The sequence below is a fragment of the Streptomyces yokosukanensis genome (genome assembly GCF_001514035.1).
Taxonomy (GTDB): domain Bacteria; phylum Actinomycetota; class Actinomycetes; order Streptomycetales; family Streptomycetaceae; genus Streptomyces; species Streptomyces yokosukanensis.
The window spans coordinates 313,478-330,730 of record NZ_KQ948214.1; the positions used below are offsets into that span (position 1 = coordinate 313,478).

16 protein-coding genes are annotated in these 17,253 nt (G+C 70.6%); 12 read left to right on the forward strand and 4 right to left on the reverse strand.

Translation table 11 applies throughout. From position 1 onward, the window contains the following. Positions 1-133: 133 nt before the first annotated feature. Both AQI95_RS23575 and AQI95_RS23580 read right to left on the reverse strand, forming a co-directional pair. The gene (locus tag AQI95_RS23575; RefSeq protein ID WP_159056559.1) at positions 134-691 is read right to left on the reverse strand and encodes a hypothetical protein; all 558 of its coding nucleotides are present in this window, start codon (positions 689-691) and stop codon (positions 134-136) included. A gap of 318 nt (positions 692-1,009) precedes the next feature. Beyond that, entirely contained in the window at positions 1,010-1,594 is a 585-nt protein-coding gene (locus AQI95_RS23580; protein ID WP_067127065.1) for an adenylosuccinate lyase, read from the reverse strand. 384 nt (positions 1,595-1,978) lie between these two features. Here AQI95_RS23580 and AQI95_RS23585 point away from each other — a divergent pair, with 384 nt between their 5' ends. From AQI95_RS23585 to pssA, 9 genes are all read left to right on the forward strand, one after another. After that, positions 1,979-3,793: a 3-hydroxyacyl-CoA dehydrogenase family protein gene (locus AQI95_RS23585; protein ID WP_067127068.1), complete on the forward strand. Its 1,815-nt coding sequence runs from the start codon at positions 1,979-1,981 to the stop codon at positions 3,791-3,793. Positions 3,794-3,953: 160 nt separating this feature from the next. Beyond that, positions 3,954-4,775 (forward strand): TetR family transcriptional regulator, encoded by an 822-nt coding sequence (locus AQI95_RS23590; RefSeq protein ID WP_208614244.1) that lies wholly within the window; start codon positions 3,954-3,956, stop codon positions 4,773-4,775. A gap of 431 nt (positions 4,776-5,206) precedes the next feature. Then, positions 5,207-6,544, forward strand: coding sequence for a crotonyl-CoA carboxylase/reductase (gene ccrA, locus AQI95_RS23595; protein WP_208614250.1), 1,338 nt, complete (start codon positions 5,207-5,209; stop codon positions 6,542-6,544). Between the two features lie 9 nt (positions 6,545-6,553). Beyond that, positions 6,554-8,581 carry a protein meaA gene (locus tag AQI95_RS23600; RefSeq protein WP_067127078.1) on the forward strand — a complete coding sequence of 676 codons (2,028 nt, stop codon included), beginning with the start codon at positions 6,554-6,556 and terminating at the stop codon, positions 8,579-8,581. Further along, the gene (locus tag AQI95_RS23605) at positions 8,578-9,540 is read left to right on the forward strand and encodes an HpcH/HpaI aldolase/citrate lyase family protein (RefSeq protein WP_067127081.1); all 963 of its coding nucleotides are present in this window, start codon (positions 8,578-8,580) and stop codon (positions 9,538-9,540) included. Before AQI95_RS23600 ends, AQI95_RS23605 begins: the two co-directional genes overlap by 4 nt. Positions 9,541-9,545: 5 nt before the next feature. Next, positions 9,546-10,058, forward strand: a complete 513-nt coding sequence (locus tag AQI95_RS23610; RefSeq protein ID WP_067127085.1) for a MaoC family dehydratase — start codon at positions 9,546-9,548, stop codon at positions 10,056-10,058. After that, positions 10,058-11,263: an acyl-CoA dehydrogenase family protein gene (locus AQI95_RS23615; protein WP_067127088.1), complete on the forward strand. Its 1,206-nt coding sequence runs from the start codon at positions 10,058-10,060 to the stop codon at positions 11,261-11,263. Before AQI95_RS23610 ends, AQI95_RS23615 begins: the two co-directional genes overlap by 1 nt. A gap of 169 nt (positions 11,264-11,432) precedes the next feature. Further along, positions 11,433-12,089 (forward strand): phosphatidylserine decarboxylase, encoded by a 657-nt coding sequence (locus AQI95_RS23620; protein WP_067127091.1) that lies wholly within the window; start codon positions 11,433-11,435, stop codon positions 12,087-12,089. A 22-nt stretch (positions 12,090-12,111) separates the two neighbouring features. Continuing rightward, positions 12,112-12,933, forward strand: a complete 822-nt coding sequence (pssA, locus tag AQI95_RS23625; protein ID WP_031224460.1) for a CDP-diacylglycerol--serine O-phosphatidyltransferase — start codon at positions 12,112-12,114, stop codon at positions 12,931-12,933. Between the two features lie 122 nt (positions 12,934-13,055). Here the strand turns inward: pssA and AQI95_RS23630 are convergent, their stop codons facing one another. Further along, positions 13,056-14,207: a glycerate kinase gene (locus AQI95_RS23630; RefSeq protein WP_244188823.1), complete on the reverse strand. Its 1,152-nt coding sequence runs from the start codon at positions 14,205-14,207 to the stop codon at positions 13,056-13,058. A 150-nt stretch (positions 14,208-14,357) separates the two neighbouring features. Here AQI95_RS23630 and AQI95_RS23635 point away from each other — a divergent pair, with 150 nt between their 5' ends. Together AQI95_RS23635 and AQI95_RS23640 are read left to right on the forward strand one after the other, a co-directional pair. Beyond that, positions 14,358-15,434 carry an ADP-ribosylglycohydrolase family protein gene (locus AQI95_RS23635; RefSeq protein ID WP_067127099.1) on the forward strand — a complete coding sequence of 359 codons (1,077 nt, stop codon included), beginning with the start codon at positions 14,358-14,360 and terminating at the stop codon, positions 15,432-15,434. A 28-nt stretch (positions 15,435-15,462) separates the two neighbouring features. Further along, positions 15,463-15,957 (forward strand): NUDIX domain-containing protein, encoded by a 495-nt coding sequence (locus tag AQI95_RS23640; RefSeq protein ID WP_067127102.1) that lies wholly within the window; start codon positions 15,463-15,465, stop codon positions 15,955-15,957. A 37-nt stretch (positions 15,958-15,994) separates the two neighbouring features. Here the strand turns inward: AQI95_RS23640 and AQI95_RS23645 are convergent, their stop codons facing one another. Next, a complete protein-coding gene (locus AQI95_RS23645) occupies positions 15,995-16,342 on the reverse strand; it encodes a DUF190 domain-containing protein (protein WP_067127105.1) in 348 nt (115 codons plus the stop codon). A gap of 158 nt (positions 16,343-16,500) precedes the next feature. On the opposite strand from AQI95_RS23645, the gene AQI95_RS23650 reads away from it, so the two are divergent. Next, a complete protein-coding gene (locus AQI95_RS23650; protein ID WP_067127108.1) occupies positions 16,501-17,235 on the forward strand; it encodes an SIR2 family NAD-dependent protein deacylase in 735 nt (244 codons plus the stop codon). The last annotated feature ends 18 nt before the right edge of the window (positions 17,236-17,253 follow it).

A 17,253-nucleotide genomic window follows, 5' to 3' on the forward strand; every position in this document is an offset into this window, starting at 1 on the left:
ATCGCCTCTAATACGCACGGGCACGGAGGCAGGTTGCATCGCACCACGGCCTTTTTGCCGGGCAGTTGGCCGCGGGAGCGGCACACCGCGCCCGCCGGATTCGGCCCACCCGGCCTGACCCATCGGACAGGCCCTAGTGCCCCGGCAGGCAACGTTCGCGCCGAGCCTTCGCCGTGCGGCCGATCACGTGGGCGGCGCCGGTGAGGACCAGCAACAGCCCGATCCCGGACGGCAGTACGCTCTTCGCCGTCCCGAGCCGGGCCTTGGTCCCGGCCACGGGGAGGATCACATGCGCCGGGTCGTAGACCACCGGCACCCGGTCGTCGGCCATCGGCTCCAGGTTCCTGCAAGTCCCGCTGGATGCCTGCAGGCGTCGCGAGTCGCCGTTGGGGAGGACGACCGTGCAGGTGTACTCCTCGCCGCCGCCGCGCGTGCGCGTGGTGCTCTGGTCGACGACGGTCGCGGTGCCTTGCTCGCCCCAGATGTCGAGGTAGACCCCGGGGGTGCCGTAGCCGGCGCCGACGACGAGGATCACATAGCCGAACCCCGCGAGGATCCCGGCGAGTTCGTGCCCCGGGGAGCGCGGCATCCGCCGCCGCAGCCGGCAGACGTACACGAGGGTGAACGCGACCCAGGTGGCGACCGCGGGCCAGTTCCCCACCTTCACGGCGACGAGGGAGCCGGCCGCCACCACGACGAGGTCGAAGGCGAGCAGCTGCGACCACCGCCGTACGACGAGCCGCAGCGGGATCTCGCGCTCGGCCAGCGGACCGGTCCAGTTCCCCGCTCAGGCGGCGGAACAGTCCGTCCGCCGAGGGGTCGGGGTCCTTCGACCCGCCGCGGCCCTTGCCGCTCATGTCTCACTCACGGCAGGGCACCCTAACAGCGCCTCCCCACCATGCCCGTCGAACGGCCCGCGCACCGAACGGGCCCTCTCAACACCGCGCCACGGCCGGTTCCTTGGCACATCGCGCCCCGACCGCCGCGCCACGGTCCGGCCGGCCGGCAGTCATCTGGCCTGCTCCTCCTCCGGGATGCTGCCCAGCGCCCGCGCCGCCGCCCTTGCCAGGGCCGGATGGGCGAGGGCCTCCTTCAGGACGCGGCGGGCACGGGGATCGGCGAGGGTGCCCAGACCCTCGACGCAGGCGAGGGCCACCCGGCGGTAGGGGTCGTGCGGGCGCAGTCGGCGCTCCAGCGTGGTGATGAGCGCGGGGACGGACTCGGGGGCGCGCAGTTCGACCAGGAGGCGCACGGGGTGCAGGGCGTAGGCCACCCGCAGTTCGTTCGTCGCCAGGGCCGCCGCCGCCCGTGCCGTGCGCGGGTCGCCGAGCCGGGCGAGGGCGTGGGCGGCGGACGCGCAGCGCGGTGGGTCACGGTGGTTGAGCAGGAGCACCAGGGACTCGAAGGCCCGCCGGTCACCGGCGACTCCGAGCCGGAACGCGACCAGTTCCCTGGCCCACAGCGGCTGTCCGGGCGCGGTGAGCACCTCCGCGAGTTCGTCGTGGTCCTCGGTCGCCAGCAGCCGGTCGAACGCCACCGGGCCGCGCGACTCCTGCCGTAAGCGCTCCGTGAGCGATCGCAACTCTTCGTCCACGAAGTCCAGCGTAGGCGCGTCACGGGGACCGGGGGAGCTACATCACAAAGTCCGGTGCGACTCAGGTCTGGCGCGCTCGTTACCCGCCGGTTAAGCTCAGACGAGCGAGTTACCCACTCGCACTTCCGTTGGCGACGGTTTGGTGACGCGGCCGTCGCGAGCGTTGTCGGTTCGGTACGACATGTACCGCAGTACGACCCGGCTCCGGGACAGGGCCGGTCGGCATCCCTGCCGCTCCCGGGCGTGTGCGCGCCCGTGGCACCGGCAGCTCCGGGCGTGTGCGCTTGCAGCCCGACAACACCCGCATCCTTCTCCGCACCGCGGTGCGCCTCCCGGCGCACCCGGCGCGCTCCTCGTCGTCACCCTCATTTCTGGAGTCCCGCGATGGCCACTCCCCTGTCCCCCCAGTCCGACACCCCGATGTCCCCGTTCAAGACGATCGCCGTCGTCGGCCTCGGCACCATGGGCACCGGCATCACCGAGGTCCTCGCCAAGGCAGGTCGCGAGGTGATCGGCATCGACGTCAGCGAGGCCCAGGCCGCGCGCTCCCTGGCGGCCCTGGAAGCCTCCACCGCCCACTGCGTGGAGCGCGGCCGGCTCACCGAGCAGGAGCGCACCGAGGCACTGGCCCGGGTCCGCACCGCCACCGACCTCGCCGCGGCGGCCGACGCCGACCTCGTCATCGAGGTGGCCCCGGAGTCGTACGAGATCAAGCAGCAGATCTTCCGCGAGCTGGACGGCATCGTCCGCCCCGAGACGATCCTCGCCACCGGCACCAACGCCCTGTCCGTCACCCGGCTCGCCGCCGACTCGGCCCGCCCCGAGCGGGTGCTCGGGCTGCACTTCTTCAACCCGGCCCCGGCGATGAAGCTGGTCGAGGTGGTCTCCTCGGTGCTGACCGCGCCGCAGGCCGTCGCCACGATCACGGACCTCGCGCTCGAGCTGGGCAAGGAACCGGTCGCGGTCGGCGACCGCCCCGGTTTCGTCGCCGACGGGCTGCTGTTCGGCTACCTCAACCAGGCCGCCGCGATGTACGAGGCGCGCTACGCCTCCCGCGAGGACATCGACGCGGCGATGCGGCTGGGCTGCGGCCTGCCGATGGGCCCGCTCGCGCTGCTGGACCTGATCGGCGTCGACACCGCGCGTACCGTCCTGGAGGCGATGTACGCCGAGTCCCGCGACCGGCTGCACGCCCCGGCGCCGATCCTGAAGCAGCTCAGCGAGGCGGGCCTGACCGGCCGCAAGTCCGGGCGCGGCTTCTACACCTATGCGGCGCCGGGCAGCGCCACGGTCGTGCCGGACGGGCTCACCCCGGCCGTCGCGGGCGACGGGGCGACGGGCCGCACCGTCCGCTCGGTGGGCGTCGCCGGTTCGGGCACCATGGCCTCGGGCATCGCCGAGGTGTTCGCCAAGGCGGGCTACGACGTCGTCCTGGCCGCCCGCAGCGCGGAGAAGGCGCAGGCCGCCAAGGCCCGTATCGGCAAGTCCCTTTCGCGCTCTGTCGACAAGGGCCGCCTGACGGCCGAGGCCGCCGCGCAGATCCTGGACCGGGTCGCCCCGGCCGGGTCCTACGACGCCTTCGCCGAGGTCGACCTGGCCGTCGAGGCGATCGCCGAGGACCTTCAGGTCAAGCAGCAGCTGTTCGCCACGCTGGACAAGGTCTGCAAGCCGGGCGCGGTCCTCGCGACCACCACCTCCTCGCTGCCCGTCGTCGCCTGCGCCCGCGCCACCTCGCGCCCGCAGGACGTCATCGGGATGCACTTCTTCAACCCGGCGCCGGCGATGAAGCTGGTCGAGGTCGTGCGGACCGTGCTGACGGCCGACGACGTCCACGCGACCGTCCGCGAGGTCTGCACGAAGATCAAGAAGCATGCGGTGGACTGCGGCGACCGGGCCGGCTTCATCGTGAACGCGCTGCTGTTCCCGTACCTGAACAACGCGATCAAGATGGTCCAGGAGCACTACGCCTCCCTGGACGACATCGACGCCGCGATGAAGCTCGGCGGCGGCTACCCGATGGGCCCCTTCGAGCTGCTGGACGTCGTCGGCCTGGATGTCTCGCTGGCCATCGAGAAGGTCCTGCACCGCGAGTTCCGCGACCCCGGCCTGGCCCCGGCCCCGCTGCTCGAGCACCTGGTGGCCGCGGGCTGCCTCGGCCGCAAGACCGGCCGCGGCTTCCGCGAGTATGCCCGCCGCTGACGGCGTCGGCGACTGGTCCCACGCGGACGCGGACTGGGGCGGGCTGCTCGATCCCGGTTCTCTCGCCCCACCCGGCCGGCCCGGCCCTCCCCCGCCCTCACCGGGCGGGGGAAACGGCACACCTGCGCATCGAGCTGCGCACATGCAGTACGTTCGGGTCATGTCCCAGCCCGCCAAGTCCTCACGTACACCAGCTACGCCCGACGCGCCGGAAAGTGCCGCAGGCAGTCGCGCCGCCGCCCAGCGGCTCAAGATGCGCCGAGAACTGGCGGCCGCAGCCATGGAGCTGTTCGCGACCAAGGGGTACGAGGCGACCACCGTCGACGAGATCGCGGCCGCCGCCGGAGTCGCCCGCCGCACCTTCTTCCGCCACTTCCGCTCCAAGGAAGAGGCGATCTTCCCCGACCACGACGACACGCTGATCCGCGCCGAGGCGGTCCTCAACGCCGCCCCCGCGCACGAGCATCCGCTCGACACCGTGTGCCGCGGCATCAAGGAAGTCATGAAGATGTACGCGGCCGCACCGGAGGTCTCGGTCGCCCGCTACAAGCTGACCCGTGAGGTGCCCACCCTCCGGGAGGCCGAGATCGCCTCGGTGGCCCGCTACGAGCGCCTCTTCACCCGCTACCTGCTCGGCCACTTCGACGAGCACGCCCACGCCGACGACGCCAACGACGACCCGCTGCTGGCCGAGGTGGCCGCCTCCGCCGTCGTCACCGCCCACAACCACGTCCTGCGGCGCTGGCTGCGGGCGGGCGGCCAGGGCGATGTCGAGACTCAGCTGGACCACGCCTTCGCGATCGTGCGCAAGACCTTCGGCACGGGGATCGGGGCCGGGCGCGGTCCGGCGCCCAGGACGGCCGCCGGCACGGCCCCGGCGACGGCGTCGACGCACGGCGAGGTGCTGGTCACGGTCGCCCGCACCGACGCACCGCTGGACGAGGTCATGCGGACCATCGAGGAGGCACTCAAGGAGCGCTGACCCCGCTCCCCCGCTGCGCGGACGGCCACCCTTCGGGGTGGCCGTTTTGCCATGTCAGGGACCGTTTTCGTGGAGATTTCAGACCTCGTTCGATCGATCATCGCTCATTTGTTACGTAAAGATTTCACCTGAGCCCAACTTCTGGCACTCAGTGCCTTGCCGCCTGACACGCGGTGTCATACGTTGATGGTGTCCGGGCGGCCGGCGAGCAGAGACCTTTCGCTCGTCGGCTGTCCCCGCAAGCCAACGGCTGAGCGCGCCCGGACGCCTGCGTCACAGGCAACCTCCCGCGCCACAAAGCGCTGCCGAAGCACCACCGAGCCGAACCGACGGCACCTTTCCACCACCCTCAGCAGCACGCACCGCAGCACCGACGAACCCTCAGCGCCCCTCCCTCAGGGGCGCTCACCGCCGGAGGCAACACCGTGACCGTGAAGGACATCCTGGACGCGATCCAGTCGAAGGACGCCACGTCCGCCGACTACGCCGCCCTGCCGCTCCCCGACTCGTACCGCGCGATCACCGTGCACAAGGACGAGACGGAGATGTTCGCGGGCCTCGAGACCCGCGACAAGGACCCGCGCAAGTCGATCCACCTCGACGAGGTGCCCGTGCCGGAACTCGGCCCGGGCGAGGCCCTGGTGGCCGTCATGGCCTCCTCGGTCAACTACAACTCGGTGTGGACCTCGATCTTCGAGCCGCTGTCCACGTTCGGGTTCCTGGAGCGCTACGGCAAGGTCAGCGAGCTGACCCGCCGCCACGACCTGCCGTACCACATCATCGGCTCCGACCTCGCGGGTGTCGTCCTGCGCACCGGCCCGGGCGTCAACGCCTGGAAGCCCGGTGACGAGGTCGTCGCCCACTGCCTCTCCGTCGAGCTGGAGTCCTCCGACGGGCACAACGACACCATGCTCGACCCCGAGCAGCGCATCTGGGGCTTCGAGACCAACTTCGGCGGCCTCGCCGAGGTCGCGCTCGTGAAGTCCAACCAGCTGATGCCGAAGCCGGCCCACCTCAGCTGGGAGGAGGCCGCGGCCCCGGGCCTCGTGAACTCCACCGCCTACCGCCAGCTGGTCTCCCGCAACGGCGCCCAGATGAAGCAGGGCGACAACGTCCTGATCTGGGGTGCGAGCGGCGGACTCGGCTCGTACGCCACCCAGTTCGCGCTGGCCGGCGGCGCCAACCCGATCTGCGTCGTCTCCAGCGACCAGAAGGCGGACATCTGCCGCTCGATGGGCGCCGAGGCGATCATCGACCGTAACGCCGAGGGCTACAGGTTCTGGAAGGACGAGAACACCCAGGACCCGAAGGAGTGGAAGCGCTTCGGCAAGCGCATCCGCGAGCTGACCGGCGGCGAGGACGTGGACATCGTCTTCGAGCACCCGGGCCGCGAGACCTTCGGCGCCTCCGTGTACGTCACGCGCAAGGGCGGCACCATCGTCACCTGCGCCTCGACCTCGGGCTACAACCACGAGTACGACAACCGCTACCTGTGGATGTCGCTGAAGCGGATCATCGGCTCGCACTTCGCCAACTACCGCGAGGCCTGGGAGGCCAACCGCCTCATCGCCAAGGGCAAGATCCACCCGACCCTGTCGAAGGTCTACTCCCTCCAGGACACCGGCCAGGCCGCCTACGACGTGCACCGCAACCTGCACCAGGGCAAGGTCGGCGTGCTGTGCCTCGCCCCCGAGGAGGGGCTCGGCGTGCGCGACGAGGAGATGCGCGCCAAGCACATCGACGCCATCAACCGCTTCCGCAACGTCTGAGAGCCATAGATGACAGAGCGTCAGAAGGACCGTCCGTGGCTCATGCGGACGTACGCGGGCCACTCGACGGCCGAGGCGTCCAACGAGCTGTACCGGCGCAACCTCGCCAAGGGCCAGACCGGTCTGTCGGTGGCGTTCGACCTGCCGACGCAGACGGGCTACGACTCCGACCACATCCTCGCCCGCGGCGAGGTCGGCCGGGTCGGTGTGCCCGTCGCGCACCTCGGTGACATGCGCCGGCTGTTCCAGGACATCCCCCTGGAGCAGATGAACACCTCGATGACGATCAACGCCACCGCCATGTGGCTGCTGGCGCTCTATCAGGTCGTCGCCGAGGAGCAGGGCGCGGACATCACCAAGCTCCAGGGCACGACCCAGAACGACATCGTCAAGGAGTACCTGTCCCGGGGCACCCATGTGTTCCCGCCGGGGCCCTCGCTCCGGCTGACGACGGACATGATCGCGTACACGGTCTCCCACATCCCGAAGTGGAACCCGATCAACATCTGCAGCTACCACCTGCAGGAGGCCGGGGCCACGCCGGTGCAGGAGATCGCGTACGCGATGTCCACCGCGATCGCCGTCCTCGACGCCGTGCGCGACTCCGGCCAGGTGCCGCGCGAGCGCATGGGCGACGTGGTGGCCCGTATCTCCTTCTTCGTGAACGCGGGCGTCCGCTTCGTCGAGGAGATGTGCAAGATGCGCGCCTTCGGCCGCATCTGGGAGAAGGTCACCCGCGAGCGCTACGGCATCGAGAACCCCAAGCAGCGCCGGTTCCGCTACGGCGTCCAGGTCAACTCCCTCGGCCTGACCGAGGCGCAGCCGGAGAACAACGTCCAGCGGATCGTGCTGGAGATGCTGGCCGTGACGCTGTCGAAGGACGCACGCGCGCGTGCCGTGCAGTTGCCGGCCTGGAACGAGGCCCTGGGCCTGCCCCGGCCCTGGGACCAGCAGTGGAGCCTGCGCATCCAGCAGGTCCTGGCGCACGAGAGCGACCTGCTGGAGTACGAGGACATCTTCGCGGGCTCGCACGTCGTCGAGGCGAAGGTGGCCGCCCTGGTCGAGGAGTCGCTCGCCGAGATGGACCGGATCCAGGAGATGGGCGGCGCGATGGCCGCCGTCGAGTCCGGCTACCTCAAGGCCCAGCTGGTCTCCTCGCACGCCGAGCGGCGGGCCCGGATCGAGTCCGGCCAGGAGAAGATCGTCGGCGTCAACATCTACGAGACGACCGAGCCGAACCCGCTGACGGCCGACCTGGACACCGCGATCATGACGGTCGACCCGGCGGTCGAGGCCCGTGTCATCGCCTCGCTGCAGAACTGGCGCGACACGCGCTACCAGCCGCCCTTCAACCACCCGCGCCCCTGCAAGGCGCTGGAGCGGCTGAAGGAGGCCGCCAAGGGCACCGCCAACCTGATGGAGGCCACGCTGGAGTGCGCCCGCGCCGGGGTCACCACCGGCGAGTGGACGGCGGCCCTGCGCGAGGTGTTCGGCGAGTTCCGGGCACCCACCGGGGTCTCCTCCGCGCCGGTGGCGGTCGCCGCCGAGCCGGGCTCCGCGCTCGCCGAGGTCCGCGCCAAGGTGGACGCCACCGCCCACGACCTCGGCGTCGGCAAGCTGCGCTTCCTGGTCGGCAAGCCGGGCCTGGACGGGCACTCCAACGGCGCCGAGCAGATCGCCGTACGCGCCCGTGACGCCGGCTTCGAGGTGGTCTACCAGGGCATTCGGCTGACGCCCGAACAGATCGTGGACGCGGCCCTCGCGGAGGACGTGCACGCGGTCGGCCTGTCGATCCTGTCCGGCTCGCACGCCCAGCTGGTCCCGGACGTGCTCCAGCGGCTGCGTGTGGCCGGTGCCACAGATATACCCGTGATCGCAGGTGGCATCATCCCGAACGGTGACGCCGAACAACTCCGGGCCGCCGGTGTGGCCGCGGTGTTCACCCCGAAGGACTTCGACATCACCGGAATCATCGGCCGCATCGTCGACGAGATCCGGAAAGCGAACAAGCTCGACCCCCTGGAGGTCCCCGCATGACGACCGTCAACCGCCTTCGCCCGCGGCGCTCCTGCCTGGCCGTGCCCGGCAGCAACCCGCGCTTCCTGGAGAAGGCCCAGGGCCTGCCGGCGGACCAGGTCTTCCTGGACCTGGAGGACGCGTGCGCCCCGCTCGCCAAGCCCGAGGCCCGGCACACGATCGTCAAGTTCCTCAACGAGGGCGACTGGACGGGCAAGACGCGGGTCGTGCGCGTCAACGACTGGACGACCGAGTGGACGTACCGCGACGTCGTCACGGTGGTCGAGGGCGCGGGCCAGAACCTGGACTGCATCATGCTGCCGAAGGTCCAGAACGCCGAGCAGGTCGTCGCCCTGGACCTCCTGCTGACCCAGATCGAGAAGACCATGGGCTTCGAGGTCGGCAAGATCGGCATCGAGGCGCAGATCGAGAACGCGCAGGGCCTCAACAACGTCAACGCGATCGCCGAGGCCTCCCCGCGCATCGAGACGATCATCTTCGGCCCGGCCGACTTCATGGCGTCCATCAACATGAAGTCGCTGGTCGTGGGCGAGCAGCCGCCCGGCTACCCGGCGGACGCCTACCACTACATCCTGATGAAGATCCTGATGGCCGCCCGCGCCAACAACCTCCAGGCGATCGACGGCCCCTACCTGCAGATCCGCAACGTCGAGGGCTACCGCGCGGTCGCCCAGCGGGCCGCCGCGCTCGGCTTCGACGGCAAGTGGGTGCTGCACCCGGGCCAGGTCGAGGCGTCCAACGAGATCTTCTCGCCCTCGCAGGAGGACTACGACCACGCCGAGCTGATCCTGGACGCGTACGACTACTACACGTCCGAGGCGGGCGGCAAGAAGGGCTCCGCGATGCTCGGCGACGAGATGATCGACGAGGCCAGCCGCAAGATGGCCCTGGTCGTCTCCGGCAAGGGACGCGCCGCCGGTATGCAGCGCACGTCGAAGTTCGAGATCCCGGAGGCCTGAGCGCGATGCAGTTCGGACGCACCTACGAGGAGTTCGAGGTCGGGGCGACGTACAAGCACTGGCCCGGCAAGACGGTCACCGAGTACGACGACCACCTGTTCTGTCTCCTCACGATGAACCACCACCCGCTCCACATGGACACGAACTATGCGGAGAGGACGACGGACTTCGGCAAGAACGTCGTCGTCGGGAACTACATCTACTCGCTGCTGCTCGGCATGTCCGTGCCGGACATCTCCGGCAAGGCGATCGCCAACCTGGAGATCGAGTCGCTCAAGCACGTGGCGCCGACCTTCCACGGCGACACGCTCTACGGCGAGACGACCGTGCTCGACAAGTGGCCGTCGAAGTCGAAGGACGACCGCGGCATCGTCTACGTCGAGACCAAGGGCTACAAGCAGGACGGCACGCTCGTCTGCGTCTTCCGCCGCAAGGTCATGGTGCCGACCGAGACGTACATCAAGGAGCGCGGCGGCGAGCAGCCGGGCCGCCCCGAGCTGAAGCAGCAGGAGAAGTAATGGCGCGCCTCGCCCAGACCGCCGGTCTGACCGACGTCCAGCAGGAGATCCTCTCCACCGTCCGGGACTTTGTCGACAAAGAGATCATTCCTGTCGCGACCGAGCTGGAGCACCGCGACGAGTACCCGCAAGCGATCGTGGACGGCCTGAAGGAACTCGGGCTGTTCGGTCTGATGATCCCCGAGGAGTACGGCGGCCTGGGCGAGTCGCTGCTCACCTACGCCCTGTGCGTGGAGGAGATCGCCCGCGGCTGGATGTCGGTGTCCGGCATCATCAACACCCACTTCATCGTCGCGTACATGCTCAAGCAGCACGGCACGCAGGAGCAGAAGGACCACTTCCTGCCGAGGATGGCGGCCGGCGACATCCGGGGCGCCTTCTCGATGTCGGAGCCGGCCCTCGGCTCCGATGTGTCGGCGATCACCTCGAAGGCGGTCAAGGAGGGCGACGAGTACGTCCTGACCGGCCAGAAGATGTGGCTGACGAACGGCGGCACGTCCTCCCTCGTGGCCGTTCTCGTCCGCAGTGACGAAGGCCACCCCGAGGGCACGGCGCCCCACAAGTCGATGACGACCTTCCTGATCGAGAAGGAGCCCGGCTTCGGCGAGGTCCGCCCCGGCCTCACGATCCCGGGCAAGATCGAGAAGATGGGCTACAAGGGCGTCGACACCACCGAGCTGATCATGGACGGTCTGCGCCTCCCGGCCGACCGGGTGCTCGGCGGCGTCACCGGCCGGGGTTTTTACCAAATGATGGACGGTGTCGAGGTCGGCCGGGTCAATGTGGCGGCGCGTGGCTGCGGTGTCGCCCAGCGCGCCTTCGAGCTGGGTGTGCAGTACGCCCAGCAGCGGCACACCTTCGGCAAGCCGATCGCCCAGCACCAGGCCATTCAGTTCAAACTGGCGGAAATGGCCACCAAGGTCGAGGCCGCGCATGCGATGATGGTCAACGCTGCACGCAAGAAGGACTCCGGCGAGCGAAACGACCTCGAGGCCGGGATGGCGAAGTACCTCGCCTCCGAGTACTGCAAGGAGGTCGTGGAGGACGCCTTCCGGATCCACGGCGGCTACGGCTTCTCCAAGGAGTACGAGATCGAGCGCCTCTACCGCGAGGCCCCGATGCTGCTCATCGGTGAAGGTACCGCCGAGATCCAGAAAATGATCATCGGGCGCAGGTTGCTCGAAGAGTATCGATTCCAGGGCTGAATGTCCGAGTATGGGGTGTTTTCTTCGAGAAGAAGATCACACCCCGTAGACGGTCTTCGGCCGCCGACTCGGCTGGCTGGCTTGCCCAGTTGCAGCCCGCGACCGGTACGATCCCCGGAAAGCCGCCGTCCCCCGTCTTGCGCGGCATCATCCGCTACGAAGGTCATCCATGCCCCACAGCCAAACCTCTGCACCTCGCGACAGCCGAGCCGGCGTACGCCTCGCGCGCGGAGCATCGCCGTGGCTTCTCCCGACCGTCGCCACCGCAGCCCTCAGCCTGGCCCGGGCCCGCCGCTCCGGCGCGGCCAAGGCCGTGGCCGTGCCCGCCACCGCGCTCGCGGCGGGCATGCTGTGGTTCTTCCGCGACCCCGAGCGCGAGATCGGCTCCGGCCGGGTGATCTCGCCCGCCGACGGTGTGGTGCAGAGCATCATGCCGTGGAAGGACGGACGCACCCGCGTCGCGATCTTCATGAGCCCGCTGAACGTCCACGTCAACCGCGCGCCCCTCGCGGGCACGGTGACGTCCGTCGAGCACATCCCCGGCGGCTTTGTTCCGGCTTTCAACAAGGAGAGCGAGAACAACGAGCGCGTAGTCTGGCATTTCGACACCGAACTCGGCGACATCGAGATGATCCAGATCGCCGGCGCGGTGGCCCGCCGCATCGTGCCCTACATCCCTGAGGGCACGAAGGTCGAGCAGGGCGACCGAATCGGTCTGATCCGCTTCGGCTCGCGTGTCGACCTCTACCTGCCCGAGGGCGTGGAGGTCGCGGTCGAGGTCGGTCAGAAGACCGTGGCTGGGGTGACTCGCATTGACCGTGATTGATCCGGAGACCCAGGCGGGCTGGGTGCCCGAGGCCGACGAGGTGGACGACGAGGAGGAGATGCCTCTTTCTCTCCGCCTGTCGATAGCGGACACCCTCACGCTGGGCAATGCGACGTGCGGCTTCATGGCGGTGTACTTCACCACCACCGGCATCCTGATCCCGCACCTGACAGGCAACGACGAGTCCGCGGGCATGGCACGGCACAGTGCCGCCACGGCCGTCATCCTGATGCTCTGCGCGGCCGTCTTCGACCTGTTCGACGGGCTGGTCGCACGGAAGCTGCGCTCCTCGCCCATGGGCGCGGAGCTGGACAACCTCTCCGACCTGATCAGCTTCGGCCTCGCGCCCGCGTACTTCGTACTCGTCTACGGCATGGTCGCGGACGACGCGCACCAGCGGATGGCGGCGCTGGGCGCGATCGTGGTGCTGCTGGCGGTGGTGCTCAGACTCGCCCGCTTCTCGTGCGTGACGATGAAGGACGGCATGTTCCAGGGCATGCCCTCGCCGTTCGGCGCGCTGACGGTGGTCTCCATCGTGCTGCTGGAGCTGCCTTTCGTGGCGACGCTGCTCGCGATCCTCGGTACGGCGTGGCTGATGGTGAGCCGGGTCGAGTACCCGAAGCCGCGGGGGCGCCTCGCCGGGGCCATGCTGTCCTGGATCGTGCTCTCGATGGGTCTGCTGGCCGCGTGGGCCTTCGACGCGCCGAGCGGGCAGCTGCTGCTGCAGACGGGCTGTGCGCTGCAGCTGGTCATGGGCGCGGTGATTCCGTTGTTCGCCACGGCTCGGCGGGTGAACAACTTCCGCGACAACCGACGTGAGGCGCGGGCGGCGCAGTTGCCGTAGCGGCGCGCTCGCCTGGCGGCGCTTGTGCCGAGGGGCCCCGGACCGGTCGACGGTCCGGGGCCCCTCGCTCGTGCGGCCCACCTGCTGTACGGCCCATCTGGGGGCGGAGCCCCCCAGATGCCTCAGCGCAGGCGGTCCTCGGCGATGCGGGCGGCGACCTGTTCCAGGATCGGACCCGCGTCGGCGATGCACTTGGCCACGTCCGGCTCGACGGACGTCAGCGGGTACGCCCGCTCGATCCCGGCCCGCTCGAGCGCCGCGGGCTCCAGCGCCAGCCGCCCGCACACCGCCACCACGGCCTTGCCCGCGGCGCGCGCGGCCGCGGCGACACCGGCCGGTGCCTTCCCGTGCAGGGTCTGCTCGTCCAGCGATCCCTCACCGGTGATCACCAGAGCCGCCCGGTCGAGCGCGGGCGCGAAGCCGAGGACGTCCAGCATGACCTCGATGCCCGGCCGGAAACGGGCGCCCAGGAGCAGCGCGCCGTAGCCGATGCCGCCCGCCGCGCCCGCGCCCGGTGCCGCCGCGTACTCGGCCGCCCGCGGCCCCACGGCCGCCTCCAGCACCTCGGCGAAGTGCGCGAGCGCCGCGTCCAGGGTCTCCACGTCGTCCGGGGAGGCGCCCTTCTGCGGGCCGTACACGGCCGGCGCGCCCTTCGGGCCGGTCAGCGGGTTGTCCACGTCGCTCGCCAGGACCAGCTCGACCTCGGCGAGCCGGGGATCCAGGTCCGACAGATCGGCGCTCGCCAGCTCGGCGAGGCCACCGCCGCCCGGGGACACCGGGTCGCCGGCCTCGTTCAGGAACCGCGCGCCGAGCGCCGACAGCATGCCCGCGCCGCCGTCCGTCGTGGCGCTGCCGCCGACGCCGAACACGATGGTCCGCGCGCCCGCGTCGAGCGCGGCCCGCAGCAGCTCGCCGGAGCCGTACGTCGAGGCCCCAAGGGGCGCGAAGACCCCGGCCGGCAGCCGTTGCAGACCGCTGGCCTCGGCCATCTCCACGACCGCGGTGTCGCCGCGCAGCGCGAACGCGGCCGTCACCTCCTGCCCGAGCGGCCCGGCGACCTGGACCGTGCGGCGCTCGAAGCCTGCCGCGACCGCCGCGTCCACGGTCCCGTCGCCGCCGTCGGCCACGGGCAGCGCTTCGACCCGGAGGTCCGGTACGACCCGGCGCAGCCCGGCTGTCACCCGCTCGGCGACCTGCACGGCCGTCAGCGAGCCCTTGAACTTGTCCGCGGCGATGAGCACCCGACGGGTCTCGTCCACTGCAGCGTCCGCCACCTTGCTTTCCCCTTGCTCTCCGGGCCCCGCGCACGTCAGGGCCAGTCGCGCCGTTGCGACCATAACCTCAAGCGGCCCCCGTCGTCATGCTCCGCCCGAAGGCTGGGAAGCGCCTGGGAACGTCCTGGGGAAAACGGGTAGACCCCAGCCATGACCAGCGAGCGCCCCGGATCCGCCGACCTCGCCGACCGGATCCACGGCGGCTGGCTCGGCCGGATCGCGGGCAACATGCTCGGCAAGCCCATCGAGCAGGGCGAGGTGTGGACCCGTGAGCGCATCGACCGTTATCTGCGCAAGGCCGCGGCCCTGCCGCTCACCGACTACCTGCCCGAGCCCGCCGACCCGGCCGACGCCGCCGTACTGCGCCCGGAGTGGCGCCAGTGCGTACGGGGCCGGGTCCACGGCAGTGTGCGCGACGACGACGTCGACTACGCGATCCTCGGCCTGCACCTGCTGGAGACGTACGGCTTCGGCTTCAGCACCGAGCAGGTCGGTGAGCTGTGGCTGCTGCGACTGCCGTACCTGCAGACCTTCACCGCGGAGCGGGCGGCGTACCGCAATCTCGCGAACGGGCTGAAGCCGCCGCTGACGGCGACGTACGACAATCCGTACCAGGAGTGGATCGGCGCGCTGATCCGTGCCGACGTGCACGGCTGGACCAGCCCCGGCGACCCGGTGCGCGCCGCCGGCCTCGCCCGCCGGGACGCGGTGCTGTCGCACACCGGGAACGGCGTCTACGGCGCCATGTGGGCGGCGGCGCTGATCTCGGCCGCGTTCACCGCGCCGACCGTGCGGGAGGCCCTGGAGAGCGCGCTCGGCGTGATCCCGGCGAGCAGCCGGCTCGCCCGTACCGTGCGGCGGGTCATGGCCCTGCACGAGACCCGGCTGCCCTGGGAGGAGACCCTGGCCGAGCTGACCGCGCAGACGGCCGGGCTCGGCTGGATCCACACCGTGCCGAACGCCGCCGTCCTCACCGCCGGGCTGCTGTACGGCGACGGCGACTTCACCCGGACCCTCGCGCTGACCGTGCGTGGCGGCCTGGACACCGATTCCAACGGGGCGACGGCCGGCTCGGTGGCCGGGGTCCTGACCGGCGCGGCCGCGATCCCCGCCCGGTGGACGGAGCCGCTTCGGGACACGGTCCGCAGCGCCGTGTTCGGCTTCGACGGCGTACGGATCAGTGCGCTGGCGGAACGCACCCTGCGCCTGGCGACGGCGGGGCCGTGAGGGTGCGGCGGCTGGTTACCCTTCCTGAATGACCACGACTCCTGATTTCGCCGCGTACATCGCGAGCCTGCCCCGTGTCCTCGCCGGTGCCGCCGCACTCTTCCGGGACGGTGCGGGGCGCGTGCTGCTGGTCGAGCCCAACTACCGCGAGGGCTGGGCGCTTCCGGGCGGCACGGTCGAGTCGGACGACGGGGAGACCCCGCGCCAGGGCGCGCGCCGGGAGACGCTGGAGGAGATCGGGCTCGACCGGGAACTCGGCCGGTTGCTGACCGTGGACTGGGTGCAGGGCCCGGGCCGGCCGCCGCTGGTGGCGTACCTGTACGACGGCGGTGTCCTCGAAGAGGCCGACCTCAAGGCGATCCGGCTGCAGGAGGAGGAGCTGCTGTCCTGGCGTCTGGTGCCCCGCGAGGAGATCACCGACCATCTGCCCGGGGCCCTCGGCCGCCGGGTCCTGACCGCGCTGGACGTCCTCGCGGACGGCTCGGCCACGACGGAACTGGAGAACGGCCACCGGGTGGCCTGACGGCCCGGCCCTCACCCGTGCGGCCCGCGGCGCCGTCTCATCCGCTCTCGGCCTTCCGGCCTCCGTAACGGACCACTTCGACCTCTTGCACGGTGACCAGACCGTCGATGGGCAGTTCCTCCAGCTCCGTCATGAAGGCGCGGATCCGTTCCTCCTCGTCGACGATGACGACCACCGCCGGCAGGTCGTCCGCCAAGGACAGCAGGCGTGTCGTATGGACGACGGAACTCGCGCCGAACCCTTCCACACCGTGCAGCACCGTCGCCCCGGCCAGCCCGGCCCGGTGGGCACGGTGCACGATCTCCGTGAACAGTGGCTTGTGATGCCACGTGTCGGTGTCGTCGACGAAGATCGTCAGACGCAACGCGCGTCCCGTGAGTCTCACGGCGCCGCTCCCCTCACGAGGGTTTCGGGCCCGGCCGTGACCCGGCACACCGAATTTTATCGGCAGGCGTTCGGGTGGCGCCCGCGCAGCGTTCTGCGCCGGCCGGGCGCCGTCGAATTCCGCTCGCTCCGGGCCGCCGGGCGCCCTACCCTCGGCCCATGAACAGGCCTCTCGTAGCCATACTCAGCGGCGCAGGGATCTCCACCGACTCGGGGATCCCCGACTACCGCGGTCCGAACGGACTGTGGCGGAAGGACCCCGAGGCCGAGAAGCTGGTCACGTACGAGTACTACATGGCGGACCCCGAGATCCGGCGGCGCTCCTGGCAGCTGCGGCGCAGGAACCGCACGCTCCAGGCCGAGCCGAACGCCGCGCACCGGGCCGTCGCCGAGCTGGAGAAGTCCGGCACCCCGGTGCGGGTGCTCACGCAGAACGTGGACGGGCTGCACCAGCTGGCCGGGATGCCCGCCCGGAAGGTGCTCGAACTGCACGGCAGCGCACGCAGTGTCGTGTGCACCCGGTGTCATGCGCGCGGGACGATGGAGGACGCCCTCGCCCGGGTCGAGGCCGGTGAGGCGGACCCGGAGTGCCGGGAGTGCGGGGGCATCCTGAAGTCGGCGACGGTCATGTTCGGCGAGCGGCTGGATCCGGTGGTGCTCGGCGAGGCCCTGGCGATCAGCAAGGCGTGCACCGTGTTCCTCGCCGTGGGCAGCAGTCTGCAGGTGCAGCCCGCGGCCGGGCTGGTCGGCGTCGCCGCCGAGAACGACGCGCATCTGATCATCGTCAACGCCGAGCCGACACCGTACGACGAGCTGGCCCACGAGGTCGTGCGCGAGCCGATCGGCACGGCCCTGCCCCCGCTGCTGGACCGGCTGGGCCGGACCGCCCGGTGAGCCTGAGGAGGACGAGTC